We start from the raw sequence: 25,811 nt of genomic DNA, 5'->3' as shown, positions 1-25,811 counted from the left end.
ATGCGATCACCATTGGGTAGGCGTTTATCGCTCGCCCTAGTTACCCCGTCAGTAACGAGTACTTCATAGGACAATGCCGAAGGGTGGGACATATCGTTCTCTCCTGTACTTTTCGCTGCTGTGGACTCGGCAGCGCCTGATAAGCAGGAGGCCGTGACCAAGATTGTGATGAGCAGTGCTCGAATGGAGATGCTGGGCATAACTGACCTCTATCTAGTGAAGTGGGACGGAGGTTGGACATCTACTTGCGTTGCCGATGTCAGATGCAGCATTGATCGAACCATTAGCCAGGAGTGTAGATTAGTGCTGGGCGCATGAGTCGGTACTCGATGCGATGCAGCTTCGACCGCTTATGTCCGGTTACTGCCTGTCGCGAAGGACTGCAATTGGCTGTGGATTCAACCGGTCGCGACGGGCTGCTACCAGCCAAGAGCTGCCACGGACGCATGTCTACTAAAGTGAGGATTCGCAGGAAACAGTGGTCTGTCGCTTCCTGCGATTATCTTGGGGGCGCTTGGTTCGGGACTACGCTAAAGCCATGCGGATCGTCGATCAATGGTGGCCCACTGTTCGCGCTGCGTCCGTCCCTGGAGCGCCCAATGTCGCCCATCACCACGCGCCTGGTGGCGCTGTTTGTTCTTTGCCTGACTCTTGACGTGTCAGCCCAGACCAACGCCTGCCCACCTGGCGAGAAACAAGTGTGCCTGGACGGCTGCATCTGCCTGCCAGACCTGGTGCCTGATGGCATCTACCAGATCGCGGCACCTGCCCTGGCGCTGTGGCTGACCCAAGCCCGCGCTGAAGCAGCCAGCGCCGGCATCCAACCCATTCCACCGCACATCCGGGAACAACTGCTGCGCTGGTACGACCCCAGCGTCCTCGACGCCGCGCGCTACAAAGTGAGCGACAACGGCCAATTCAGCGCCGCCACTGCCATGCTGCAAAATCCCGATGTCGGTGCCGTGACGCTGATCGACATCATCCTCTTCCGGGACGCTCAAACCGCAGAACAGGACGTCGCGCTCTGGGCTCACGAATTAAAGCATGTGCAGCAGTATCAGGAGTGGGGGGTAGAGGGATTTGCCCAGCGCTATACACAGGATTTCAATGCTGTGGAGGCGCCGGCTTATGCCATACAGGCTGAGGTCAGACGGTTGGTACGGGAAGGGACTTACTGAAGAGTAGCGAACCCCGCTGCTCGGCCACTAACAGCAATGACTGCGGCACAGGACTTTGCGGATGCTGCGGCTCTTGCAGGGCGGCCAGCTGAAAACCGGCCATGTCCAGCGCATTGAGCCAACTGGACAAGGTGCGCAAGTACCACGGCATGGGCTGCCACTGCCCCTTGAACCCTGCAAAGGTCTCTTCCCGCCAACCATCCTGATAGTCGCCCGCCGCCGCGGTCCACGGATGCAGCGTCTGGATCACCAGCGCGCCGCCCGGGGCGAGCAGGGCGTTCATGGCCGCGAGCAGAGGGATGATGTCCTGGTGCAGCAGCGCGAAGTTGGCGCAGATCAGGTCGTAGTCGCGGCCGATGTCCACCTTCGCTTCCACCAACGCTTCATAGCTCGCCAGATGCACCTGCGCAGAGCCCGCCGCCCGCGCCGCCTCGACCAGCGTTGCATCGCCATCCACACCGACCGCCTCGATGCCCCGTTCAGTCAGCGCGCGCAACAGCCAGCCCTCGCCGCAGCCCAGGTCGAGCACGCGCTCTGGCTGGCGGCCCAGCACCGCCAGCAGGATTGCCTGGTCGGTGACCTTGAGGCGGCTTTCGATGGCGCCGGTGCGGATGGCTTCGATCCAGGATTGGGCGTTGTGGTGCCAGCTGTCGAGGAGGGTGGATTCGGGGGCGGGCATATCGGTGACCGGAGTTGTTGGTTGGATAGAAGGATAGGACAAGTGCGGGTGGATCGCAGACGCTTTACTGGCTTCATCCCAGCTTTCAAGTCGACCGTTGATTCACCCGCTGAGTCAGTTCTTCCGCTGACTCCTTGCGTTCGGAGTAGCGGTCAACCAGATCCGGCCGCTCGCGCAGCAGCAGCGTGAACTTCACCAGTTCTTCCATGACGTCTACCACCCGGTCATACAGCGAGGACGGTTTCATGCGATTGCCTTCGTCAAACTCCAGAAAAGCCTTCGGCACGGAAGATTGATTAGGGATCGTGAACATCCGCATCCAGCGTCCCAGCACGCGAAGCTGATTGACCACGTTAAAGGATTGGGAACCGCCGCTGACCTGCATGACGGCGAGCGTTTTCCCTTGGGTCGGGCGAACGGCGCCCAGGGCCAGCGGCACCCAGTCAATCTGGGCCTTGAATACGGCAGACATGGAGCCATGGCGCTCGGGTGAACACCAGACCTGTCCTTCAGACCATTGCATCAGCTCAAGCAATTCCTGAACTTTCGGGTGATCGTTGGGTGCGTCATCCGGTAGCGGTAGTCCCGATGGATTGAAGATCCGCGTCTCTGCACCGAAGTGTTCGAGCAGACGGGCCGCTTCTTCGACCAGCAACCGACTGAATGAACGTGCGCGGGTCGAGCCGTACAGCAACAGGATTCGCGGCTTGTGTCGGCCGTCGTCACTGGCAATGGACTGAATCAATGACGCGTCGAGATTAGGCAGTGAGTGGGTCATGGGGGCTCCCATTACAGCGTGCTGATGCGGTCGAGTTCGCGCTTCAGTGCGTCGCGATCAAGTTGGGCGAAGGGCAGGGCGAGGAACGCCCGGCAGCGCGTTTCGATGCGCGCAAGCGTCGAGTGGAATGCAGCGGCGACGACGGTCTCATCACCCTTCACGTCTGATGGATCCTCCAATCCCCAATGGGCCTTCAAAGCCGGCCCGAAATAGACCGGGCACGCCTCACCGGCGGCCTTGTCGCAGACGGTGATGACAATGTCCGGTGGATTGGCCTCGAAGGCGTCGTTACCTTTGCTGCTTAACCCGTCGATCGCAATCCCGGCCTCTTGCAACGTGGTCAGGCTGCGCGGCAGAACCTGTCCTTTGGGGAAACTGCCGGCGCTGATCGCCTGGAAGCCTTGCGGTGCGAGATGATTGAACATCGCTTCGGACAGAATGCTGCGACAGCTATTGGCGGTACACATGAACAGAACGCGCATGACGACTCCTCTTTCCAGACGGGCAGGTGCTAAGCGCCCAGGCGCAAGGCCAGGGCAGATAAGGTGATGAACAGAATCGGCAGCGTCAGAACGACACCCACCTTGAAGTAATAACCCCAGGTGATGCGGATGCCCTTGCGCTCCAGAACGTGCAGCCAGAGCAGTGTTGCCAGGCTACCGATAGGCGTGATTTTCGGGCCCAGATCAGAGCCGATGACATTGGCGTAGATCATGGCTTCACGCACCACACCGGTGGCGTCACTGGCCTGAATCGACAGCGCACCCACCAACACCGTAGGCATGTTGTTCATGCCGGATGACAGCAGCGCCGTGAGAAAACCAGTCCCCAACGCGGCGCCCCAGATGCCGAATTCGGCAAAGTAGTTCAGGGCTACCGTCAGATAGGTTGTCAGGCCAGCGTTTTTCAGCCCATAAACCACTAGGTACATGCCCAGCGAAAAGGTCACGACCTGCCATGGCGCTTCACGCAATACACGTCGGGTTGAAATCACATGCCCACGCGCCGCAACGGCGAACAGCATCGCGGCGCAGACAGCCGCAATGACACTGATCGGAATGCCCAGAGGCTCCAGCGCAAACAACCCAATCAGCAACAAACCCAGAACAATCCAGCCGACGCGAAACGTCAGCGGGTCTCGCACGGCACGTCGTGGATCTTGTAGGTCATCCAGTGAATAACGTTCGGGTATATCACGACGGAAAAACCAATACAGCACCCCCAGAGTGGCGCCTACGGCAACGAAATTGACCGGGACCATGACCGAAGCGTACTCGCTGAAACCCAGGCCGAAGTAGTCGGCTGAAACGATATTGACGAGATTCGACACCACCAGGGGCAGGCTGGCCGTGTCGGCAATAAAGCCCGCCGCCATGACAAACGCCAGGGTAGACGCGGGCGAAAAGCGTAATGCGAGCAGTATTGAAATTACGATGGGGGTCAATATCAGCGCCGCACCGTCATTGGCAAACAGGGCGGAAACGGCTGCACCCAATAGCACTGTGAAAGCGAACAGACGACGACCATCGCCCTTGGCCCAGCGTGCCACATGCAGTGCGGCCCACTGAAAGAAGCCTGCTTCATCAAGCAACAAACTAATGATGATGACCGCGATAAACGTAGCGGTGGCGTTCCAGACAATGCCCCACACCAGTGGAATATCGTCCAGCGTCACGACGCCTGCAATCAGTGCAAGAGCAGCCCCCAAGAAGGCGCTCCAGCCGACACCCAGTCCCTTGGGCTGCCAGATGACCAACACAATGGTGACGAGAAAAATGGCGAACGCAGTAATCATGAGCAGTCTCGACGGGTGATGGGTCAGCAGCAGGCGGCAGTGTTGATAGGGCGGTCGCCCATCGCTTTGAGTCGAGTGCTGTTTTCCTTAAGCCAGTCGGCGTTGGCTTCCAGGGTTGTCTCAAGAATGGTGCGAACCCACTTTGGCAGTTCGGGGTTGAGCCGGTAATACACCCACTGACCCTGGCGGCGGTCTAGCAGCAGGCCACATGCCCGGAGCTGCGCGAGGTGGCGGGAGATTTTGGGCTGACTGTCGTTCAGGGCGCAGACCAGTTCGCAAACGCATAACTCTCCCTCACGGGTGATCAGCAAGGTGGCCCGCGTGCGAGTTTCGTCGGACAGGCATTTGAATACGGCGGCAGGGTTCAGCATGGAGGCGTCTTCAGTACATGTGGTTATCAGAATATACGTTTATCCATATGTATCGAGCAAGCCAAAATCAGATCGACGTCAGTAAGACGATCTGTCGGAAGTGACTTTGCAAAGGGGCTTGAATCAGTGAATGGCTGCTTCTGGGCCTTTTGCTGTCTGTCGCGACAGTTGTATCGCGGTCGGTGCCAGCCTAGGAATGAATGCTCATCTTGAAAATGCAATTGCAAATTTGTATCATTCGTTTTCAATTCAGCGAAGCAGGGAACGCAGCGCCAAAACAATAATAAGGTCAAGGCAATGCTCAAAATGCTTCTCGTATACGGTCATCTGCTTGCTACGTGTATTGCCTTGGGGAGGGTGTTGCAGGCGGATCACAAGCTTTGGAGTTGGCGCAAGGAAATACTGGACCAGGCGAGGCTTGAGTACCTTGATGAAACTCAGAGGATCGTCAGCCTCGCACTACTGGCCCTTTGGGTAAGCGGACTGTTGCTGGTGCTTCAGGGTTATCTCAATGAAGGCGACGCGTATTTGCTCAATCAGAAACTCTGGGCCAAGGTAACTGTCGTCGCGCTGCTTAGCCTCAACGGTGCATTACTGCATCGAGTCGGCTTCCCGTTGCTGCAAAAGGCTCCATTCGTCGCACTGCGCAGTGCAGGCCGCACGCGGCTCGCCTTGTTGGGTGCGCTTTCCATGAGCGGTTGGCTATTCGCCGCTTTCCTGGGGGTGGCTCGAGCCTGGAATCACGTGTTGCCTTATCTACATGTGATGGGCGCATTCGCCGCATTCTCGTTACTGGCTTGTTGCGTGGCACTTGCAGTTGCCGGTAGGGCGGGCAGTGTCGGTGCACAAAAATCCTCGATACCGGGGTAGCTATCAATAATGTGCAGTTGGCTCTGAGGGATCGTACGGAAACCGCAGTTGCTCGTTATTGCTGCAGATTTATGGCCGTGCCGGTTGGCTGGCCGCTCCAATGGGCGGCCGCGAATTCACTGGACATTGCATTCGATACGGAGATGACTGCGCAACTCCAAGCGGAGGTGCATCATGCTGCTCAAGAAATGTTTGTGGGCTCTGGCAATTGGCGTGTTAATCAGATGCCTTCGGTCATGACGCGACTGGCGTTCGGTCAAGTGATTGACCGCGAACCGAACGGCCCGCTTTCACTGCCCCTCTATTAATTTTTGCACTCTGCCAACACCACTTTGCAGGTATTGGGTGTGCCACCGGATCGGCCGGCATAGCGTATGCAATTGTCCAGGGATTTTTTGCGAGCCATGTTCAAGGTGGAGCCCCAAGCCAGGCCGCCCTCGCCGGCAGTGGGTAGCGCTTTTGCATAGCAGCTGTCGCCTATGTTTGAGGCTGAATAGCGAGCCGTGGCAGCTTTGCCTGCACATCCCGCTGTCAGCGCCAGGTTAATGGCGAGCAGGGAGAGCAGGACCCATGACGAGCAGTGGCGCGCAGTTTTTCCGGTCATCCCAACTCCCCTGTATCAAGAGGCTAGAGGCATGTTTGTGGTCGTGTTCTATTCAGATTAGACGGTGTTGTGCCTGCCCCTGGGTCGGTTTAGCGGAATTAGCGCATTTGGGTCATTCTTGCTGACAGCCGGAGTAAACCGTACGACAGCGAGCGGCGATCCGTTTGCGCACAGCGTGGCCTTCCGGCAGCTACTGCCGAACGCTGCCAGTCACCAGAATTCTCCCGCAACAACAGCGCTCGCTGGACGCCATAACCGCGCCTATGGCATCGTCGAAAAAATACGCCGTGTAGTAAACAGGATAAAAACAATGGAGGAGGGTGATGAGGTCGGCGCCAACACGTCGATGGCCACGCTAAAGGCGTTTAATCGTTGCGTGTTGCACCTGGGTCGCCTTGCCCGAGATCGAGGCGCCTCCCAATTTATCGCCGACGGCCTGCAGGCATTTAGCCAACTGGTGCCCTTCGCTTCGGCATGGTGGGGCGAGATGTCTGCGTCAGGTGTCAATGCGCCTCCCAAAAGCTGGATGCACGGGCGAATCAATCTGCCCGAATCGTTTGCCACCGAATGGCACAAGAGTGCGGGTGACGACAAATTCTCCCATGACACCTTGAGTCGACCCGGTGAGGTGGTGCGCGACAGCGGGTTCACCGACCCTAATGAAGAAGTGGACGCGTTCGCTCGGCGCCACGACCTCTACCACGTGATGTGCATCACCTTCGAGTTACCCGAAAGCGGCTTGATGTTCTTCGTCTGTCTCTACCGTGGCGGTGATGCTTGTGCGTTCAATGACAGTGAGGACGGATTGTTTTCGGCGTTCTGCGACCATCTGTTGCAGCTGTGGCGGTTCCAGGTGCAGGACATGATTCGCTTCGACACGGGCAACGGGGCGAGTGACTTCGGGGTCGCCCGGATGGACGGCAGTCTGCTGTACGTCGGCGCAAGTCTATGCGCCGCCATTCAGCGCGAGTTGCCCGGCTGGAGTGGTTCAATGCTTCCCGTTGATGTAATCGCGCAACTGCAAAAAGCGCCGTGTGTGATTCGCCTCGGTCGTTGTGCGTTGACGCTGAGTCCTAACGCCGAGCACGTCATCCTGTCACTCGAAACACAGTCGCGTGGGGCGGTGCTGGCGCCACGCGAGCGCACGGCTGCGATGCTGTTCGCCGCCGGCCATTCCTATAAGGAAATTGCCAAAATCCTTTCTCTGAGTCCGGCCACAGTGCGCACCTATCTGCGCAACTGCTACTTGCAGCTCGGCGTGAAGAGCAAAGTGGAACTGGGTTCTGTCCTGCGGTCATCGACCTCGCTTGCGGAAGCAACGCGCCGCGATTAACCCCCTGTATTTCAATTAATTGCCTTACCCCTCCTCATTTGTGGAGGTCCATCCGACCGCCGCGCTCTATAGGGTATGCCCTGCATATCAGGGGCTTGCGACCGTCCGTTCGGGCCACTTCCAAAACTATAAAAACAGAGGTGAGGCAGTTGAAATTTTCCAGGCTATTTATCGCCGTTGCCGCGACAACGGCATTTTCCTGTGTGGCGCTGGTGGGGTGTCAGACACACGCTTCGACAGGCGCCGACATGGTCATGCGCAACGGCTATGTCTACACCGTCGACGGCAAGAATTCCGTGCAGCAGGCGATCGCCGTCACGGGCGGGAAGATCGTTTATGTCGGCAGTGATGCAGGGGTTTCCTCTTACATCGGCACGCAGACACAGCTGATCGACCTGGCCGGCCGCATGATGATGCCGGGCTTCATTGATGCACACATGCATCCGGGAGACGGCGGTCGCGCCATGACCTTGTGCGACCTGAAATACCAGACGATGACCCGCAAGGTTTTCCAGGAAACCATTCAGGCGTGCCTGGATGCCGACAAGGACAAAGGCCCCGATGTCTGGCTCGAAGTGGGCAGTTGGGACCGCATTGGCATGACCGGACTCGACGGCGATCCCGACAAGTCGACACTGGATGCGCTCAAGACCAACCGTCCGATTCAAGTCCGTTCCACCGACTTCCATACGGTGCTGACCAACTCGCGCGGTCTGCAAGTGGCCGGCATCAACAAGCAAACGGCCAATCCCGGTGACGGCAAGTACATGCGCGACAGCGCCGGCAACCCGAACGGCATCTGCGAAGACGGAGCCGCCGAGGCCATGGCCGCCGTGGTGCCACCCGCCACCGACGCAGAGAAACTCAATCAGACCCGCGCGGCGCTCGACGCCATGCGCCAGCAAGGCATCACCAGTTTCTTCGATGCCTTGTCGGGGCCGGAAAACGGCAAAGCGTTTACCACCCTGCAACAGTCGGGTGAGCTGACGGCCCGGGCCTTGTTGGCGATCAAACTGGACCCTGCCGCCGCCGCTGCCGACCCGGACAAAACCATCGCCGAGGCCAAGGTAATGGCCACTACCTACGACCAGGGCGAAGCGAAACCGGCGCCGGGCGTGAGCATGCGTCACGTCAAATTGTTCATGGACGGCATCATCAACGCGCCGGCGGACACGGGTGCAATGTTGACGCCGTACCTGCGCAATGCCGGCACCGATAAGGCGCCGAAGTGGACACCCGGCAAGAACACAGGTGAGCTTTACTTCCCGCCGCAAGTGCTCAACCCGCTGCTGCTGAAGGCCGTTCAGGCCGGCCTCGATCCGCATCTTCATGCCACCGGAGACCGCGCGGTGCGTGACTCACTGAACGGCATCGAATACGTGCGCCAGCAACTGCCTGGCAATGGCTTCCGCCCAGCCATTACTCACAACGAGTCGGTGGACCCTGCCGACTATGCGCGCTTCAAGGCGCTCGACGTGACCGCCAACATGTCCTTCCAGTGGGCCCAGCAGGCACCGTCTACGGTTGACGGTACCAACGAACATCTGGGGCCTGCGCGTTTTTCCCGCATGGAACCCTCCGGCAGCATCGCTCGTGCTGGCGGCCGTGTGGCGTATGGCAGCGACTGGCCCGTCGACCCGCTCGACGAGTTCCTGGCGCTGAAGATCGGTGTCACCCGCTCAGGTGATCCGCTGAACCCGCACAGCTACGGCCCCAAGTATGCGGGGAGGCTGAATGCCGACCCGGCGCTGTCGCGCACTGAAGTGCTGCGCACCATCACCATGAACGCTGCCGAGCAGCTGAAACTGGACGCTGTTGTCGGTTCGGTCGAGGTCGGCAAGTTCGCCGACTTGATCGTACTGGACAAGAACTTCATGCAGGTCCCCGAGGAGGAGTTGGCTCGAAATAACGTGCTGCTGACGGTAGTGGGCGGCCAGGTCGTGTGGGCCAAGGCGCCGTTCGTTGGCCTTGATCCGAAGGCGTTATCCCAGGCATCAGCCTCCCGTCCTGCCCAATAAAAACAAGAGAGCGTTCCGATGCAGCGATTTATTCCAAACCTGTTGGCCGCAGCCCTGGCCTTTTCTTCGGTGCAAGCCATGGCCGCCGCTGACCTTGTGTTGTTCAACGGCAAGGTCTTCACCGCCGAACCCGGTCAGGGATTGGTCCAGGCAGTGGCCGTGCAAGACGGCAAGATTCTCAAAGTGGGCAGTAATGCCGAGATCAACGCCCTGGCCAACACCCGCACGCAACGGATCGATCTGGCGGGCAAGGTGCTGATGCCAGGAATGATTGATACCCACAGTCACCCGGTGGTTGCGGCCTTCGACAGCATGGGGGCCAACCTGCTGGATGAAGTCAAACCGTTGCCGGAGCTTGAACAGTGGATTATCGAACAGGATCAGTCGGGCATTGCGCGTGCCGGTGACGTGATCAGCATCGCCGGGGTCAGTTCGGCCTATTGGGGCAAGAGCCGTGAGTTGGGGGAGCGCTTCAATCAGGGACGCTGGGTGGATCAACCGGTGGTCCTCAGCGGGATCGACGGGCACACCGGCTGGGCCAACAACGCCATGCTCAAGCGTCTGAAAATCGACGCGACACTGGTAAAAGGCCTCTCGGAACAGGATCGCAGCTATGTGGGTCATGACGCGGATTTCATACCCAATGGCTATTTTTCCGAGTCTCGCTGGGACCTGGTACGCAGCCAGCTCCCCGCGCCCAGCGACGAGATCATGTTGAAAGCCGCCCGCGAGGCGGTGAAGGTCAATAATCAATACGGCGTCACCGCCTGGATGGACGCCGCGGCGAATGCCGGCAGTGGCGATTCGCTGTTCGACTTCAAGGCAACCGAGCAGAGTTACGGCGTGCTGCCGCTTTACCGCGAACTGGCAGAGAAGGGCGAGCTCAATGCCCACGTCGCCGCGCTGCTGTTGACCAACCCGAAAAGCCGACCGGCCGACCTGGAAGTGTTGGCCAAGGTCATGAAGAAATTTGAGGGCGTACCCAACCTGAGTTTTCCTGGCATCAAGGTATTCGCTGACGGCGTTCTCGAGTTTCCGGGGCAGACGGCAGCGGTCATCGTTCCCTTCAAGAACAGCCATAAAAACGGTCAACTGCTGATCGACCCCGCGCACTTCGGTGAGTTGGTCGTGGCAGCGGAGAAGCGCGACTGGATCGTGCACATGCACGCGGTTGGCGACCGTGCGGTGCGTGAATCACTCAATGGTTTTGCCTACGCGCGCAAACTCAACCCGACACCCGTGGCTCATAGCATCAGCCACCTGCAACTGGTCAACCCGAAAGAGTTTCCGCGCTTCAAGCAACTTGGCGTGATCGCCTCCATGCAATTGCTGTGGGCCACCGGCGAGAGTTACACCGTCGAGCTCGTCAAACCCTATATCAGCGCGTTTGCTTACGGTTATCAGTATCCCGCCAGGTCCCTGCATAACGCCGGTGCGGTCATTGCCGGTGGCAGTGACTGGCCGGTATCCAGCCCCAATCCATGGAATGCCATCGCTCAGGCCAGCACGCGCAAAGGGCCGCTGGGCGTGTTGAATGCCAAGGAAAGCATCGATCGCCAGACCATGTTCTACGCCTACACGCTCAATGCCGCCAAGGCCCTGCGCCTGGAACAGCAGATTGGTTCGCTGACACCCGGCAAACAGGCCGATCTGATCATCCTCGACCGCGATGTCTTCAAGGTCAGCGATGACGAACTGTTCGACACCAAGGTCCTGAAGACCTTCTTCGCCGGCAAAGAGGTGTACGCGCCCGCGTCCTGACCCTCCGTTCACCCGCACCACGCAAAAGACGCCCGGCTCCTCGTCCGACGAGGGGCTCGGCATCGCCATGCCTGAAATAACCCGCACCTCCATAACAATAAGAGACTTGTATGAACGCACGCTCAGTATTGACCCTTGCCACGCTTGTATTGGCACCCCTGACCACCCAGGCACTGACACTCAACGATGACTTCAGCCTGGACATGACCCTGGGAGTTTTCAGCGACTACCGCACCCGTGGCATTTCGCAAACCCTGGGTGATCCGGTGGCTCAGGCCGGCGCCACGCTGATGCACAGCAGCGGCCTGTACGTTGGTGCCTGGACCTCGAATGTCGATTTCGGCGGCGAGTTCAAGACGCGGCAGGAACTCGAGTATTACGCGGGCTACTACTGGCAGGCGACCGAGGCCATCAGCCTCGATCTGGGGTACATCAAGTACGACTATCCAAAAGAGGGCCAATTCAACCTGAGTGAGGTCTACGCCGTCCTTGACGTTTATGGCGTGAAGCTCGGCGCTTACTACTCAAACGATACGCCGAACTTCTTTGGCGAGGACCAGGACACCCTTTACACCTACCTCAGCTACAAAATCGAATTACCGGCCGAGATCGGCCTGGACCTGCGCGTGGGTCGCAACGATGTCAAAGACCCGGCTTTCTGGTCCGCCAGCGGCGAAAGCCGTGATGCCTACAGCGAGTGGGAAGCCAAGTTGACCCGTGATTTCGTGGGCGTGACCTGGGGCCTTAGCTACATTGATACCGACCTGTCGAAAAGCGAATGCACGAGCTGGTACGGCTATGGTGATCTGTGCACGGCCACTGTGGTTGCCAGTGCCAGCAAGGCGTTCTAAGCGTTCGAGCCCACACCATAAAAACAAGCGCCTCAAAGGAAAACACCGTAATGACCAAGGTCAGCGATAGTCAGCAGCGAAGTCCCCTGATCGAGACACGTTCGATCGATTACATCCCCGAGGCCGAGCGGCATGGCAGCCTCTACAGCCAGTTCACCCTGTGGCTCGGCGCCAACCTGCAGATCACGGCGATCGTCACCGGCGCCCTGGCCGTGGTGCTGGGCGGCGATGTGTTCTGGTCGCTAATCGGCTTGCTGATCGGCCAGGTGCTCGGCGGCGCAGTGGTTGCCCTGCACGCGGCGCAAGGGCCCAAGCTTGGGCTGCCGCAGATGATCTCCAGTCGTGTGCAGTTCGGGGTCTATGGGGCGGCCATCCCGATTGTGCTGGTGTGCCTGATGTACCTCGGTTTCAGCGCCACCGGCGCGGTACTGTCTGGGCAGGCGATTGCCCAATTGATCCATGTCACCGACAGCGCCGGCATCCTGATTTTCGCCTCGTGCATCGCATTTCTGACGATCTTCGGTTACCGGGTCATCCACTTGGTCGGCCGGGTGGCCAGCGTGCTGGGCATCATCGCCTTCGTCTATCTGTTTACCCGGTTGATAACCCTCAACGATATCGGCCTGTTGCTGGAAAACCGTCACTTCGGCTGGAGTACTTTCCTGCTGGCGGTGTCGTTATCCGCGTCCTGGCAGATCGCCTTTGGCCCTTATGTGGCTGACTACTCACGCTACCTGCCGAGCAAAACCTCTTCGTGGAAGACGTTCGCTGCCGTCGGGCTTGGAACGGTGCTGGGCGCCCAGGCGTCCATGGTGCTGGGGGTGTTTGCAGCAGCGTTGGCCGGTGCGAACTTCCGCGGTCACGAGGTGGCAACTATTGTCGGGTTGGGCAGCACTGGTGTGATGGCGTCCCTGCTGTACTTGAGCGTGGTGTTCGGCAAGGTCACGGTGTCCACGCTCAACGCTTATGGCAGCTTCATGTGCGTGGCCACCATCATCAGTGGTTTTCGCAGTCGTCTCGAGATTTCCGCCCGGCAGCGGATGGTGTTTGTGTTGTTGATTGTCGCGGCGTCCACCACGCTCGCACTGCTGGGGCAGTACTCGTTTTTGAACACCTTCAAGTACTTCATCCTGTTTTTGCTGACCTTCTTCACACCGTGGAGCGCGATCAATCTGGTGGATTACTACTTCATCAACAAAGAGCGCTATGACATCCCGGCATTGTCCGACCCGGCGGGTCGTTATGGCCGCTGGAACATGCGCGGGATCAGCGTGTATGTCGTGGGTGTATTGATCCAGTTGCCCTTCGTCGATACGCACTTCTACTCCGGGCCGATGGTCGCGCAGCTCGGCGGTGTCGATATTTCCTGGATCGTTGGTCTGGTGGTCCCGGGGATTCTTTATTACGGCCTGGCCAGGACATCAATGCCGGCGGTGGCCCTGAGCGGAGCTGAAAGGCCTTAAGGATTGGGTGAACCCCAAAAGATCGCAGCCTGCGGCAGCTCCTACAAGGGAGGGCGTACACCTGAGCTGCCGCAGGCTGCGATCTTTTGATCTACATTTCCCTTTTCCCGCTCATCAAATCAATCCGTAAGGAGACGATCAACATGGACATCCAGGCCCAGCGCGCCGACGCATCCCACATCGATCAAATCGCCAGCCTCTTCGACGCCTATCGAGGCTTCTACGGCCAGCCGTCGAACCTGCCGCAGTCTCGCGAGTTCATCGCCGAGCGCATTGCCCGGGACGAATCCGCGATCTTCTTCGCCCAGGCCCCCAACGGCGAGGCGCTGGGTTTCGTCCAGTTGTTCCCGACGTTCTCCTCCATCGACGCGCACCGCACCTGGCTGCTTGGCGACCTCTTCACAACACCCGCCGCCCGAGGGCAAGGGGTCGGCACGTTGCTGATGAACACTGCGCGAGCCTTTGCGTTGTTGACTGGAGCCAGAGGCATGGTGCTGGAAACGGCCACGGACAATGTCGGCGTGCAACGGTTGTATGAATCGCTGGGTTATGTGCGCGATACGGGTTACTACACCTACTGCCTCGATTTGAAGCAAGGCTGAGCCAACCGCTGCCGGTTACATCAACTCGTGCAGGAATGCGGCTTGGGCCTTGGGGCAGGTGAGGATACGGTAACGCGTGCTCCGGGAAACACCACGGTCTCGAAAGCGTTCATACACCGCCTGGAAAACTTCACGGTTCAATGCTGGGTGCTGAAGCTTCAGGTAGCGTTCACAGCACGCGTTGTAGTGTTCAACCGATATGAACGTGTTGAACCAGTAGCGATAGAAGTAACCCAGCAGAAAACCCAGGCTGAAGTCGTGATCCAGCACCGAATGCGCGCAGCATTCGAAATCGATCAGGCGCAGCCTGCCATCGGGGCCGATCAGGATGTTCTTGGGGTGTGGGTCCATGTGAACAAACCCCTCGACCAGCGTCTGCCCAAACAGTTGGAAAATGTCCAACAGCAGCGTTTGCGCCTGTTCGGGCTGGGCGATCAGTCGTTCATCGACGCTGCAATGATTGTCGAAAAAACTGACCAGCAAATACTCTTCCTTGAGAAACGGAAAACGTCCAACGTGGCCGAATGCAGCCACTCTGGGCGATGATTCTGACTTGGCAGACACAACGGACAGATTGATGAATTCGTTGGTCAGGTCATGCAACCCGAACACACGCTTGAGGCCCAGAAAATTCTGCAGCTGCTTTTTCCAGTGGGTCAGGCGGTTGTGTTTCAACACCCATTTGCGCTCACCTTCGAGCAGGAACACGCTGCGGGTTTCCTCGGGAATATCCAGCAACGCATGTTGACCCGGCTCGGCAAAAAAACGCTGAAGCACCGTCACCAATTCGTTCTGATCAGACGGATCGAGATGGAAGGTGACGTCGGCAATCTTTTGCTGATTCAGAGGAGAAGTAAGGTGTCTGAGGTGGCGCATGCAAAGTCCCTGCTAATGCTTTCTGGTCCGTAAAGCGCCGGCAATCGAGCGCAACGCTTTGTCGTTATCGGCAGGACGCTGCAGACCCTTACTCACAGGGTTGATTTTTTACCGCTGGGTTGGCTGCACGTACGCCGTGACCAGCGGTATATCCCCACCGGCATTGAGTTTCAGCCATTCGGCCGGCGGCACTTCAAAGCAAGCGCGACCAGGCTGTGCCTCGCGATGCGGGGTACAGCCTTGTCAATACGAGACGGTCTTCGATTCTATGTAAACCCGAGAAACGACAGGATAACCACGACAATCACAATTACCCCGACGATGTAGATGATGTTGTTCATGAATTCCACCTCTCAACCTGAATTGGATTGCGACGCGAGGGTGTACAAATATAAGGTAGTGCACCTTTGCTCCCACTTCCATTAGGCAGCACAGTTCCCGCGCCACTCGACTTAAAGCCAGTATTCCCAAAGTCGCGCCATCTGCTCCTTGGCTCTTACTGCGAGCGAGCGGCGCTGCCACGTTTCCAGCTTGATTTCGTTCGATTTGGCCAGATCAGCCATGAATGCCGCCTGCATCTTTTTTCCAAATCCGGTGCCCAGCACAACGGCGTTGACTTCATCGTTGTGCACGAAGCTGCGCCAGTCGAGGTTGGTGGAGCCGACACTCGACCACACGCCATCGATTGCGGCAGTCTTGACGTGGAGTAGCGCATCACGGCGTTCGTAAAGCTTGACGTTGGCCTCCAGCAGCTCGCTGTAGTAGGCGCGTCCGGCATGGAACACCAGCCACGAATCGGTGCTACTGGGCAACACCAGCTTGACGTCTACGCCACGTGCTGCCGCCTCCTTGAGTGCCGCCAGCAACTGCGGGTCGGGCACGAAGTAGGCGTTGGTCAGCCATATCTCGGTCTGCGCGCTATGCAGCGCCGAAATCAGCGTGGCATAGATCAGGCTGAACGGCTCATCTGGCGAGCTGCCGATGGCGCGAATCACCTCGGTGCCTTTGCGCTCCTGTGGCGGAAAGTAGTGGCGAGGCGCGAGTGGTTCACCTTTCTGGGCAGTCCAGGTTCCGATGAACAGCTTCTGCAGGTCTGCAACCACGGGTCCCTCGATGCGCAAGTCGGTATCGCGCCAGGGCAAATCACCCGTTGGGCGAGTCTTCGAGTGAGTGCTGAACGAGCCCCCTGAATAGACACTGCTGATGTTGATCCCGCCGAGAAAGGCAATCCGGCCGTCCACTATCAGCAGCTTTCGGTGGTCGCGCTGGTTCACGTCCCAGCCCGCTTTGGCCGTCACCGGATTGATGGGGTGGTACTCCAGCACTTTGATGCCCGCTTCGGTCAATCGAGAGAAAAACGCTGAGGGTGTTCCAAGGGTTCCGACGCTGTCACGGATCAGATTGACCTGTACGCCTTTGTGTTGCTGAGCGATCAGTGCGGCGGCGAAACGCTGGCCGACTTCATCGTCGTCGAGGATGTAGGTCTCCATGTTGATGTGGTCGCGCGCAGCTTCAATGGCTTTGATCATCGACTGGTAGGTGGTGGGACCGTCCTGCAGCAAGTCGACCTTGTTTCCTTCCGTTAGCGGGCTACCGGCGACTGATTCTTCGATTGCGAGGTGCGCATCGAAGATGTTGGTTTCTGCGCCGGTGGACTTGAGTCGGTCGAGAATGGCTTTGCTGTGCTCGGCTGACAGAGGTCCGTGTATTCCGTCGAGTTGCACTGGCGCAGAGGGAGCGCGAGCCATGTCCGGCACTATCCTAGGCAAAGCACTGGAGCCAATCACAAATGTCAGGAGCACAACCACGCATAGCACCAGAGCAATACATGCACCCTTACATCGGGTTAGAAGATTCATTAGGCCCCCTCTTGGCGAGGACGGTGATAGCGCTCAACAATTCAAGAATTTCGCCGTGCATCCTGTCCCAAAGCGGCGTCTTGCCTGGTACACAAGACGCCTTGGTAGAGGGGGCACCCACGCGGCACGCCTCAAAAGACAGACCCCTTGAAGGGCAGGCTTTCAGCGCTTGATCAGGGAAATCTTCGTTCCCTCGATGCTGACCCCGGCCATTAACCCTTGCTGGTCGAATATGAACGCGTAGGCATCGTCCTTGAGTGTCGAACTCGACAGATTCTTCGCGACGCCTGCGTCAACCACGACAACGGTTGGCCCCACGCCGACTTCCCAGCCCTTGGTTTCACGAACATAATTCACGGCTTTGTCAGTCATCAGGAACACCGCATAACCGTACGATTGGGCGCCTGCCTGCAGCCCCCATGACCCCGTTACGGAGTTGTAGTAACTATCCACTTTCGAGCCCTTCATCAGCACGCCTTCGCCATAGCTGCCACCAAACACAAGGCCGGCCTTGATGATTTTCGGGAAGACCAGCACCGCTTTGGCATTCTGCGAAATGGTTTTGGCAAAGGGTGTGGACTTGTAAAGCGTTTGCAACGCTTGCTTGGAGTCGGCATTCAGATCCTCGGCGGTTGCCGCACCTGCATAGTTCAGGAGGCTCGCTGATGCCAATGATGCTGTCGCGAGGAAGATCGATAGGAAGAAGCGCATTGACTGAGTCATTTTCGTACTCCGGTAAGGGAGCAGGGGATGGGAGCAGCAGTCAGCGCCTGCACCAGACAGGATCCGAACCTACTGAACGTTATCCGGCGCACCCTGATGTGTGTGAATTGCAAAACGTCGCTTTTGAATGAACCAGGCCCAAGGCCTTTGATCAGTCGCGACGCCATCAGATGTTTGGACCACTGCGCAAGGGCCGGGTTCGTCGTCAGAGGCAAAGTGGTCGATGATCCCAAAGAAACGCCAGGCAACGACAGACTCAAACGCCCCATCCCTCCCGCACAGCCCTTCGAATGCCTTCCAGCAACATCGCAAACGCCGGGTTGTCATTGTTCTCGCGCCAGATCAAATGCAGCTCGCTCTGCACACCTTCGCCCAGATCGATATCGCGAAACACCACGTTCTTGAACACCACGCTGGTGGTGCAGCGAGGTACCAGGGCCAGGCCCATTCCGGCGTTGACCAAGGCCAGAATGGTCAAGGATGAACCGAGCCATTGCACGTATTCCGGGGCGACGCGGGCAGAGCGGAGCATGCCGGTCAGCAGTTCGTTGAACGGCGGGTAGGCGGCGTGGGAGTACATCAGGAACGGTTGCGCATCGAGGTCTTTGACCGACACGGTTTCTGCGCTCGCCAGCCGATGACTGCTCGGCACCGTCCGAACTGCACAAGCGCACCGGCCTGCCGCTGGCGACCAACATGGTGGTCACCGACTTCGATGAGTTCCGCCGCAGTGTCGCGTTGAACAGCGTGCAGATCGTCCTCGCCGACCACCACTACTGGGGCGGCCTGCGCGACACCCAGGCGCTGGCGAAAATGTGCGACACCTTTGGCCTTGGCGTATCGATGCATTCCAACTCCCATTTGGGCATCAGCCTGATGGCGATGGCGCATGTCGCCGCCGCGGTGCCCAATCTGGATTACGCCTGCGATACGCATTACCCGTGGCAGGAACCGGATGAAGAGGTGATCAAGGGCGGCAAAATACCCATCGTCGATGGCTGCGTGAAGATCACCCGCGCGCCTGGGTTGGGCCTGGAGCTGGATCACGATCAACTGGGCAAGCTGCATGACCAGTACCTGACTTGCGGCATTCGTCAGCGCGATGACGTGAAACAGATGCAGCGTTACAAGCCGGAGTGGAAGGCGGTCAAACCGCGTTTTTGAGTTCAGTCAGCAAACGCTCTATCTGCGCCAGCTCCCAGGTGCTGAGCAAACTGACCGGGTCCGTGCCGTAACGTTGCCAACTGTCGAACACGCCCTCGCGGCCGTCCGGGCCTTGGCAACGTTGGCAGTGACGAAGGCGATTGCCATCGAAGTCGAGGGTCAGACGCCAGCCCTCGATATCGACTTGTACCTGGCCGGGCTCGGGTTGTTCGTCGAGGCTCTTCAGAAGCCGAACTTCCAGCGCGGCGTCGCGCAATTGCTGGTAAACCTCGCGGGCGGTCAGGGGCGGCACTGATGTCTCCGGTGAAGTCGTGGCAAGCGTAGATTCGGGGTGCACAGGATAGAGTGTGCGCTTGAGGCTGTCAGCGGATAGCGGGAGCGCCGAATTTATTCGACGGTCTGCGGGCGCCGGGCAGGCTGACCCTCTTTCTCTCGAAGCTCACGGCTCATGTCATTGCAGCTTTGCGACCAGTCTGTCAGCCACGTCGGCATCGACGGCGACTGTTCAGCCAAGCCCAGTTCCCGGGCGTACTCGCCAGGTGGAACGGTGCCTTTGGCAGAGCGGAACAGACCCCGCATCACCACGACACCGACCACGCGTCCCTTGCTCACGAAGCGGTGCTCCATAAAGCTCCACTTGTTGTCCCAGCCCAGCATCCTGGTGTGAATCTCGAACGCTTCAAACAGCTTCAGTTCACGCCGAAACTTGCCCCAGGTGTCGCCAACGATAGGCACGGCCTTATTGCGCAGCGCCACCCGGAATGCACCGCTGCGCAACACGTAGTCCATGCGTCCTATATCAGCCAGGGTGAAATACCGGCCATTGGTCACGTGTCGGTTGAGGTCGAGATCAAGCGGCCAGACGCGCATGTGGACGACGGTGGTGGCCAAGGCGTCAACCGGCTTGCGCCACGGACAACGGAACAGCATGAGGAAAAGTCGGAACCAGAGATTCATAAGTACGCCGATGATTGAGTGACGCGTGCACTTTAGGGAGGAAGGATTGGGTAAGGTAGGTGCGCAAATGACTTTTTTCATGCGAAAAGCGCAATTGGATCATTTATGCACATCACGCTTTTACTGGCGGATCAATGTTCAGCCGCCAGCGCCACGATGGCCCTGGAAGTGCTCAGCGCCGCCAACCTGTTCGCCGACAAGGCCGGCGCGCCTTTTGACGTGGTCATCGCCTCGCTTGATGGTGGTGATGTCGCCGCGTGGGGAGGGCAGACACTGCGCGTGGACCGGTCCACCGTCGAGATCCCGCGAACCGATCTGGTGCTGATCCCCGGTTTCCTCTTCACCCTGAAGGACGCCTTGCCGGCCTTTTCAGCCTATGGGCCATGGCTGCGTCAACAGCATGCGCAGGGGGCCGTGCTGGCTTCAATGTGCACGGCGGCATTCATGCTGGCCGAAACGGGCCTGCTGGATGGCGTTCGTGCTACCACGCACTGGGCCTTTGCAGACTTCTTTCGTCGTCGGTATGCCGAGGTCTGTCTGGAGGAGTCGCAGATCCTCTGTGAGGACAATCGCGTGATCACGTGCGGGGGCGCGAGTGCCGCCATGGATCTTTTGCTGCACCTCGTGCGCCGGTTCGCTTCACTGGAACTGGCGCAAAAGTGCAGCAAATACTTGCTGGTCGACGCTGTGCGCAGCGAGCAATCGGTGTATGTCATGTGGTCATTGCCGAAGAACCATGGGGATGGCGACATCCTGCGGGTTCAACACTGGCTAGAGGAGCGCTTCGATCAGCCGCTGCTGATTGATAACGTCGCCCAGCAATTCGGGTTTGGCGTCAGGAACTTCAAACGGCGTTTCAAGGAAGCCACCGGTTACACGCCCATTACCTACCTGCAAACCCTGCGTCTGGAGAAGGCAAAACAGCTTCTTGAATCCACCCGCATGACACTCGACAGCATCACTTACGCCGTAGGCTACGAAGACGGTAATTCGTTCCGTAGACTGTTCCGCCAGCGAGTGGGTTTGCTGCCGGCGGCGTACAGGAAGAAGTTTCAAGCGAGTGCGAGTTGATTCACTGGCGCCAAGCCACAGATGATTGGGAGCAGAACATGCAGAAAACCGCCGTACTCACCTTCGCCCTGGTGCTCAATGCAGGATTATTCAGCGCGCAAGCTCAAGCGGCCGGCGATGCTGAAGCGGGTGCGACACTGTTCAAGCGGATATGCGGCGGCTGCCATCAGGTCGGGGAGTCGGCGCGCGGTTCATTCGGGCCGCAGCTCAATGGTATTTTTGGACGCCCTTCGGGCAGCACCACGGATTATCAATATTCCGATGCGATGAAATCAGCCGGCATTGTCTGGAACCGCGAAACGCTGACCGCGTACCTCGAAGCTCCAAAAAAAGTGGTACCTGGCACCCGCATGATTTTCTGGGGGCTCAGCGACCCGGAAAAGATCGAAAACCTCTTGGCGTACCTTCAGACGTTTCAGCCGCAATAGGGTTTTGTGACGTTCGAAAGGCATTCGCTCGGCTCGGAACACCCGGTGGTTACGATCTGAATTACAATCCCCCCCTTTTGACGGAGGGGAGCCGTTAATGGATGTTTTCGCGCTTCTGTATGACTACCTGATCAAGTGGGTGATCGAGCCTGTTGCAGACGAGTTTCTTGGCATTTTCGATCTGAACGGCCGCTTCAGCGTCGTGTTTCTCTGCTTGTCCTACAGCATCGCCTATAGCCTGTACCGATTCAGAAAATATCGTGGACTGACCGACGCACGTTCTTTCTGGCAGTTCATCGGCGGGCACCGGGTTCATTTTCATCCCTCGGCGTTGCTGGATTACCGGTACTACTTCGTGCGGGCCATCCTGAAGGTCGCGCTGGTGCTGCCCATTGTTGGCCTGGTTGACCCGTACGTCCTGCGCTCCGGTGACTACATTTCGTTTTTCAACAATCTTTGGGGCGCGCGCGTGCAGGTGGGGGAGAACCTCTCACTTTCCTTGCTCTACGGGCTGGGCGTGTTTCTGGTGCAAGACTTTATCCATTACTGGGCCCATCGCGCCTTTCATTCCCGGCATCTATGGGCGTTCCACAAAGTCCATCATTCCGCGCCCGTCCTGGTGCCGGCGACGGCAAGCCGGATTCACTTTGTGGAAAAAATCGTCGAAAAACTGACTGACACCGTCTGCCTCGGCGCTTTCGCCGGTGTCTTCTGGTACGCCTGTGGCGGGGAGATCAGCCGGTACACCTTGTTCGGCGTGACCTACATGGTCTTGATCCTCAATGCCTTGGCGGCCAATTTGCGTCACAGCCATGTCTGGTTTTCATTCGGCCCCGTGGTCGAGCATGTACTGAACAGCCCGGCGCAGCACCAGATTCACCACAGTGACGCGCCCCGACACTTCAACAAGAATTTCGGTATCAACCTGTCACTCTGGGACTGGATGTTCGGGACGCTCTACGTCACGCACTCGACGCCCGAGCCTATTCAGTTCGGCACCGGCAAACAGGATCATGACCGTTACCTGACGCTCTATAGCCTGATCGTCACACCCTTTGTGGACATCGCCCGCAAGATCTCCACCAGGCGTGCCATGGAATGGCCGTCGCGTTTTGCCGAAAAACTCTCGTTGATGCTCTTCCGTCGACGTTGGCGCTGAATTCCGGGGCGACGTTCAACCAGTGGATGGGATTGGAGCGTGTAAAGCTCCAATCCCGCCCTTTCTATTGTTGGCCAACCGGCAAGGGTGGGGTTCGATGTGGGATCAATCGTTTTGTCCCGATCGATTTGAACGCCGAAGCCAGGCGCAGCAGCGTCGAGTCGTCATAGGCACGACCGGCAAATGTCAGCCCGACAGGCATGCCGATGTCCGGCATGACGCCCATCGGCACAGTGACCGTGGGAACGCCCAGGTGCCGGATGGCGAGGTTGCCGTTGGCGACCCAAACGCCATTGCTCCACGCGATATCCGCAGACTTCGGATCGACATCGGCATTCGCCGGACCCACGTCGGCAACCGTCGGGAATAGCACCGCATCGAGCCCCAGCCGATCCATCCAGTCCTCCAGATCGATTCGACGCGTCTGCTCAAGTCCGCGCAGTCCGTCAGGCAGCGTGGTGATCTGGTCCCACGGTGTGATGCCGCGCTCGGCCATCTTCACGTACTCGTCCATGCCTGCGGCAAGGTCGTCCTCCCGGTTGGGGAGCGTGCCCGGGTCGTGGGGGAAAATCAGCGGTCCGTCGACATCGGCTAAGCGGTTCAACTTGGGATCGCCATTGGCCCGCAGAAAATCATCGAACGCCCAGGCCGACAGGTCCCACAACTCATGATGCAGGAATTCTTTGGATACCAGGCCCCGCGTAAATACGGTCGGCGCACCCGGGCGATCGCCCTCGCAATTAGAGACCAGCGGGAAATCGACTTCGATCACTTCTGCGCCAGCGGCTTCGAGTGCTTTGCGAGCCTCTTCCCAGAGCCCGATCACGGAAGGGCGGGTGATGATTCGCTGCCCCGTCGGACCACCGATGCCAGGCGCATCGCTCGTGCCCGCTTCGGGATCCGCATTGATGTACATACGGGGCACGCCGAAGCGCCTTCCTGCCAGTGCATCGGACTTCACGGCCAACTCGGCATAGGAAGCGGGACGCACCGAAGCGACACTCGGAATCGGCACCCAGGGTTGCATCCGCCACAGATCGCCACGGGTGTCGGGATCATTCGCCACCACCACGTCGAGCACTTCGAGCAGGTCGGCCATCGTTCTGGCAAACGGCACGACAACGTCCATCGTCGGTGTCAACGGCCAGTTGCCGCGCACCGAGATCACCCCGCGCGAAGGCGTGTAGGCACACAAACCATTGTTTGATGCAGGGCCGCGTCCGCTCGACCACGTTTCTTCCGCGAGGCCGAATGCCGCGAAGCTGGCGGCAGTTGCCGTACCGGCGCCGTTCGATGAACCCGAGGCGAAGGGGGCGGTGAGATAGTCAGCGTTGTAGGGGCTTTCCGCACGACCGTAGACCCCGCGCTGCATGCCGCCGTTTGCCATCGGCGGCATATTGGTCTTGCCCAGGCAGATCGCGCCAGCAGCGCGAAGCCGTTCGATCGTGAATGCATCGCGATAAGCAATCAGGTTCGCGAAGGCGGGACTGCCGGAGGCGGCAGTGAGCCCTTTCACCAGGTAACTGTCCTTGGCCGTATAGGGAATGCCATCGAGCGGACCCAGCGTCTCGCCCTTGGCCCGACGGGCATCGGACGCCTGCGCTTCGTTCAGTGCCTCGGGGTTTCGAACCACCACCGCGTTGAGGGCGGTGGGCGTGTCGGGTCCGTCGTAGGCATCGATCCTGTCGAGATAGGCCTGGACCAGTTCAACCGCAGTGGTTCGGCCTGACTCGAGCGCAGCACGCAGTTCGGCAATGGAAACTTCGGTGACCTCGATCATGCTGTTACCACCGTCTGCTGATGGGCGACGCGATGAATATTTCCATCGCGCTGAATGTTGGGCTCAGGGACATCACTAATCTCAAAATGGGTATTCATCGGTGTTCTCGTTGCGCTGCTTTACGCGCTCTATTTAACACCAAGCCGGGAGCATAGGCATCGCCCAAGGCGATGCAACGTCTTCAGGCTTTGCTGGCCGCCAGGTAAGCGCCAAGGCGTTGTCCCATTTGCTCGCCCAAGGCTTGCAGGCCACTCAAGGGACGAACCATCACCTCAAACTCAACGATTTTTCCTTGATCGTTGAACCGGATCATGTCGATGCCCTTTAACGCTTTCCCGCCGACGTTGGCGCTGAACTCCAGGACGACGCTCAACCCGTCTGCGGTCGACAGTTCCCGGTGGTAGACAAAATCCTCAAATACCTCGATGACCGTGTTGAGAATCATCGATACCACGGCCGCACCCGGGTAAGGCGTGTGAGCCATCGGGGAGCGGAATATCGCCTGTGGGTCCAACAAACCGGGCAAGGCGCTCAAGTCACCCTTGCTGATCATGTCGTGCCACTGGTTCAGGGATTCTGCGGCTTTGGGATGCAGTTTCAGTTCAGACATTTTCAACTCCTGTATTTTTGTTGGTTGGCAAACGCTTCGGTGTTGCTCATGCAATGGTTCACGGCTGCGGATTTCTTAAGAGAACTTCAGTGCGTTAATGGTGACCATTGACGCAAGCAGGGATGCTAGAACGTGATTTACCCTGTCATCGATCTGCGATGCACAGTTCCCCGGTGGCGCGTATCAGTGCCTGACCATGCAGACCGTCCTTGATTAGGCTGGATCGTTCTTTGGCTAGCCAGTTCGCGCATTGCGGGTCTTTGCGGTAGGGCGCGAAGTCGGCGTATTGCTGCAACAGGCGGTTTTGCAGCTCATCGAGCTGTGGCCGGATTTGATTGGCGAGGTCTGGCCGCGGCGTGTCAGGCGCCTTGCCAGCCGCTCGCCATTGGGCCACCAGTCCGTACTGCACCAGCTTGTTGGCTTCAACCTGTGCGGCGATCAATTCGGCTACCTCATCCGGGTCCAGTTTGCGGTCAACGGCCAGCTTCCTGGCGTTGGCGATGACTTGCGCTTCCCGGGCACTGTCCTGGATCGGTTTGCCACTGTCCCACTTGGTCAGCGCCACGAGATCAGCAATGCTCAGCCGTTCATTCAACGTCACCAGCAGCGGTTGCAAGCTATCGGTTGCCGGGGAGGGCGCACCGGCCTGCGCGCTGCAGGCGAGTAAACCGAGGACGGCGCAGGTCAACAGTTGCGGTAAGCGTGGGGAGTGGAGCATGGGCAAACCTCACTGGGTACGGGACTCACAATCAAGTGTTATGTATCACAGGTGCGGCGGAGGCATTAAGCAGGGATCGATTTATTTTGTGCACGTAAAAGCCCGGCTTGTCAGGCCGGGCTTTTCGTTGAGTGCTTCGGTAAAGCCATTCATTTATGCAGCG

The 25,811-nt window shown here is 58.6% G+C and carries 26 protein-coding genes and 2 pseudogenes; 12 read left to right on the top strand and 16 right to left on the bottom strand.

Annotated features, from left to right (window positions below):
* On the bottom strand, positions 1–200 hold a 200-nt coding region (locus E3W21_RS31480), incomplete at its 3' end, for a hypothetical protein (RefSeq protein ID WP_218570178.1).
* A 399-nt stretch (positions 201–599) separates the two neighbouring features.
* Between E3W21_RS31480 and E3W21_RS26770 the strand changes: the two genes are divergently transcribed.
* Positions 600–1,178 carry a DUF4157 domain-containing protein gene (locus E3W21_RS26770; RefSeq protein ID WP_134422564.1) on the top strand — a complete coding sequence of 193 codons (579 nt, stop codon included), beginning with the start codon at positions 600–602 and terminating at the stop codon, positions 1,176–1,178.
* Here E3W21_RS26770 and E3W21_RS26765 read toward each other — a convergent pair.
* The 5 genes from E3W21_RS26765 to E3W21_RS26745 all read right to left on the bottom strand — a co-directional run bounded on the left by E3W21_RS26765 (position 1,147) and on the right by E3W21_RS26745 (position 4,801).
* Positions 1,147–1,857, bottom strand: coding sequence for a bifunctional 2-polyprenyl-6-hydroxyphenol methylase/3-demethylubiquinol 3-O-methyltransferase UbiG (locus E3W21_RS26765; protein ID WP_134422562.1), 711 nt, complete (start codon positions 1,855–1,857; stop codon positions 1,147–1,149). The genes E3W21_RS26770 and E3W21_RS26765 overlap by 32 nt on opposite strands.
* A gap of 85 nt (positions 1,858–1,942) precedes the next feature.
* A complete protein-coding gene (gene arsH, locus E3W21_RS26760; RefSeq protein ID WP_134422560.1) occupies positions 1,943–2,635 on the bottom strand; it encodes an arsenical resistance protein ArsH in 693 nt (230 codons plus the stop codon).
* A gap of 11 nt (positions 2,636–2,646) precedes the next feature.
* Positions 2,647–3,117, bottom strand: coding sequence for an arsenate reductase ArsC (locus E3W21_RS26755; RefSeq protein WP_134422558.1), 471 nt, complete (start codon positions 3,115–3,117; stop codon positions 2,647–2,649).
* Between the two features lie 29 nt (positions 3,118–3,146).
* On the bottom strand, positions 3,147–4,430 hold the full coding sequence (locus E3W21_RS26750) for an arsenic transporter (protein ID WP_134422556.1): 1,284 nt from the start codon (positions 4,428–4,430) through the stop codon (positions 3,147–3,149).
* 23 nt (positions 4,431–4,453) lie between these two features.
* Entirely contained in the window at positions 4,454–4,801 is a 348-nt protein-coding gene (locus E3W21_RS26745) for a metalloregulator ArsR/SmtB family transcription factor (protein WP_129436854.1), read from the bottom strand.
* A gap of 297 nt (positions 4,802–5,098) precedes the next feature.
* Between E3W21_RS26745 and E3W21_RS26740 the strand changes: the two genes are divergently transcribed.
* The gene (locus tag E3W21_RS26740) at positions 5,099–5,671 is read left to right on the top strand and encodes a DUF2214 family protein (RefSeq protein WP_129436853.1); all 573 of its coding nucleotides are present in this window, start codon (positions 5,099–5,101) and stop codon (positions 5,669–5,671) included.
* Between the two features lie 304 nt (positions 5,672–5,975).
* Here E3W21_RS26740 and E3W21_RS32005 read toward each other — a convergent pair whose 3' ends face one another.
* Positions 5,976–6,275 carry a hypothetical protein gene (locus E3W21_RS32005; RefSeq protein WP_134422551.1) on the bottom strand — a complete coding sequence of 100 codons (300 nt, stop codon included), beginning with the start codon at positions 6,273–6,275 and terminating at the stop codon, positions 5,976–5,978.
* A 310-nt stretch (positions 6,276–6,585) separates the two neighbouring features.
* On the opposite strand from E3W21_RS32005, the gene E3W21_RS26725 reads away from it, so the two are divergent.
* From E3W21_RS26725 to E3W21_RS26700, 6 genes are all read left to right on the top strand, one after another.
* A complete protein-coding gene (locus E3W21_RS26725; RefSeq protein WP_134422549.1) occupies positions 6,586–7,608 on the top strand; it encodes a helix-turn-helix transcriptional regulator in 1,023 nt (340 codons plus the stop codon).
* A 149-nt stretch (positions 7,609–7,757) separates the two neighbouring features.
* Positions 7,758–9,626: an amidohydrolase gene (locus E3W21_RS26720; protein ID WP_134422547.1), complete on the top strand. Its 1,869-nt coding sequence runs from the start codon at positions 7,758–7,760 to the stop codon at positions 9,624–9,626.
* An 18-nt stretch (positions 9,627–9,644) separates the two neighbouring features.
* Positions 9,645–11,387 (top strand): amidohydrolase, encoded by a 1,743-nt coding sequence (locus E3W21_RS26715; RefSeq protein WP_134422545.1) that lies wholly within the window; start codon positions 9,645–9,647, stop codon positions 11,385–11,387.
* Between the two features lie 110 nt (positions 11,388–11,497).
* A complete protein-coding gene (locus E3W21_RS26710; protein WP_134422543.1) occupies positions 11,498–12,238 on the top strand; it encodes a TorF family putative porin in 741 nt (246 codons plus the stop codon).
* 50 nt (positions 12,239–12,288) lie between these two features.
* Positions 12,289–13,701, top strand: a complete 1,413-nt coding sequence (locus E3W21_RS26705) for a cytosine permease (RefSeq protein WP_134422541.1) — start codon at positions 12,289–12,291, stop codon at positions 13,699–13,701.
* 143 nt (positions 13,702–13,844) lie between these two features.
* A complete protein-coding gene (locus E3W21_RS26700; RefSeq protein WP_134422539.1) occupies positions 13,845–14,303 on the top strand; it encodes an N-acetyltransferase in 459 nt (152 codons plus the stop codon).
* Between the two features lie 15 nt (positions 14,304–14,318).
* Here the strand turns inward: E3W21_RS26700 and E3W21_RS26695 are convergent, their stop codons facing one another.
* The 4 genes and pseudogenes from E3W21_RS26695 to E3W21_RS26680 form a co-directional block, all read right to left on the bottom strand.
* On the bottom strand, positions 14,319–15,179 hold the full coding sequence (locus tag E3W21_RS26695; RefSeq protein ID WP_134422537.1) for a phosphotransferase: 861 nt from the start codon (positions 15,177–15,179) through the stop codon (positions 14,319–14,321).
* Between the two features lie 452 nt (positions 15,180–15,631).
* On the bottom strand, positions 15,632–16,927 hold the full coding sequence (cls, locus tag E3W21_RS26690; RefSeq protein ID WP_256661663.1) for a cardiolipin synthase: 1,296 nt from the start codon (positions 16,925–16,927) through the stop codon (positions 15,632–15,634).
* A gap of 273 nt (positions 16,928–17,200) precedes the next feature.
* A complete protein-coding gene (locus E3W21_RS26685; protein WP_134422535.1) occupies positions 17,201–17,761 on the bottom strand; it encodes a YSC84-related protein in 561 nt (186 codons plus the stop codon).
* A gap of 256 nt (positions 17,762–18,017) precedes the next feature.
* A pseudogene (locus E3W21_RS26680) lies at positions 18,018–18,422 on the bottom strand (LysR substrate-binding domain-containing protein); the annotation flags it as partial.
* Between E3W21_RS26680 and E3W21_RS26675 the strand changes: the two are divergent.
* Positions 18,416–18,925, top strand: a pseudogene (locus tag E3W21_RS26675) (enolase C-terminal domain-like protein); the annotation flags it as partial. The pseudogenes E3W21_RS26680 and E3W21_RS26675 sit on opposite strands and share 7 nt — an antisense overlap.
* Here E3W21_RS26675 and E3W21_RS26670 read toward each other — a convergent pair.
* Together E3W21_RS26670 and E3W21_RS26665 are read right to left on the bottom strand one after the other, a co-directional pair.
* A complete protein-coding gene (locus E3W21_RS26670; protein WP_129436834.1) occupies positions 18,909–19,217 on the bottom strand; it encodes a hypothetical protein in 309 nt (102 codons plus the stop codon). The pseudogene E3W21_RS26675 and the gene E3W21_RS26670 sit on opposite strands and share 17 nt — an antisense overlap.
* A gap of 95 nt (positions 19,218–19,312) precedes the next feature.
* Positions 19,313–19,882 (bottom strand): acyl-CoA thioesterase, encoded by a 570-nt coding sequence (locus E3W21_RS26665; protein ID WP_134422533.1) that lies wholly within the window; start codon positions 19,880–19,882, stop codon positions 19,313–19,315.
* 105 nt (positions 19,883–19,987) lie between these two features.
* Between E3W21_RS26665 and E3W21_RS26660 the strand changes: the two genes are divergently transcribed.
* From E3W21_RS26660 to E3W21_RS26650, 3 genes are all read left to right on the top strand, one after another.
* Positions 19,988–20,953, top strand: a complete 966-nt coding sequence (locus E3W21_RS26660) for a GlxA family transcriptional regulator (protein ID WP_134422531.1) — start codon at positions 19,988–19,990, stop codon at positions 20,951–20,953.
* A 38-nt stretch (positions 20,954–20,991) separates the two neighbouring features.
* Entirely contained in the window at positions 20,992–21,381 is a 390-nt protein-coding gene (locus E3W21_RS26655) for a cytochrome c family protein (protein ID WP_134422529.1), read from the top strand.
* Positions 21,382–21,478: 97 nt separating this feature from the next.
* A complete protein-coding gene (locus E3W21_RS26650) occupies positions 21,479–22,540 on the top strand; it encodes a sterol desaturase family protein (protein ID WP_256657650.1) in 1,062 nt (353 codons plus the stop codon).
* 64 nt (positions 22,541–22,604) lie between these two features.
* On the opposite strand, the gene E3W21_RS26645 is transcribed toward E3W21_RS26650, so the two are convergent.
* From E3W21_RS26645 to E3W21_RS26635, 3 genes are all read right to left on the bottom strand, one after another.
* On the bottom strand, positions 22,605–24,320 hold the full coding sequence (locus tag E3W21_RS26645) for an amidase (protein WP_134422527.1): 1,716 nt from the start codon (positions 24,318–24,320) through the stop codon (positions 22,605–22,607).
* 181 nt (positions 24,321–24,501) lie between these two features.
* On the bottom strand, positions 24,502–24,930 hold the full coding sequence (locus E3W21_RS26640; RefSeq protein WP_134422525.1) for a nuclear transport factor 2 family protein: 429 nt from the start codon (positions 24,928–24,930) through the stop codon (positions 24,502–24,504).
* 145 nt (positions 24,931–25,075) lie between these two features.
* Entirely contained in the window at positions 25,076–25,648 is a 573-nt protein-coding gene (locus E3W21_RS26635; protein WP_134422523.1) for a chorismate mutase, read from the bottom strand.
* Positions 25,649–25,811: the final 163 nt, after the last annotated feature.

It is taken from the genome of Pseudomonas sp. F01002, assembly GCF_004402115.1.
GTDB classification, from domain to species: Bacteria; Pseudomonadota; Gammaproteobacteria; order Pseudomonadales; family Pseudomonadaceae; genus Aquipseudomonas; species Aquipseudomonas frigoris.
This window is presented reverse-complemented; position numbering and strand designations above follow the sequence as displayed.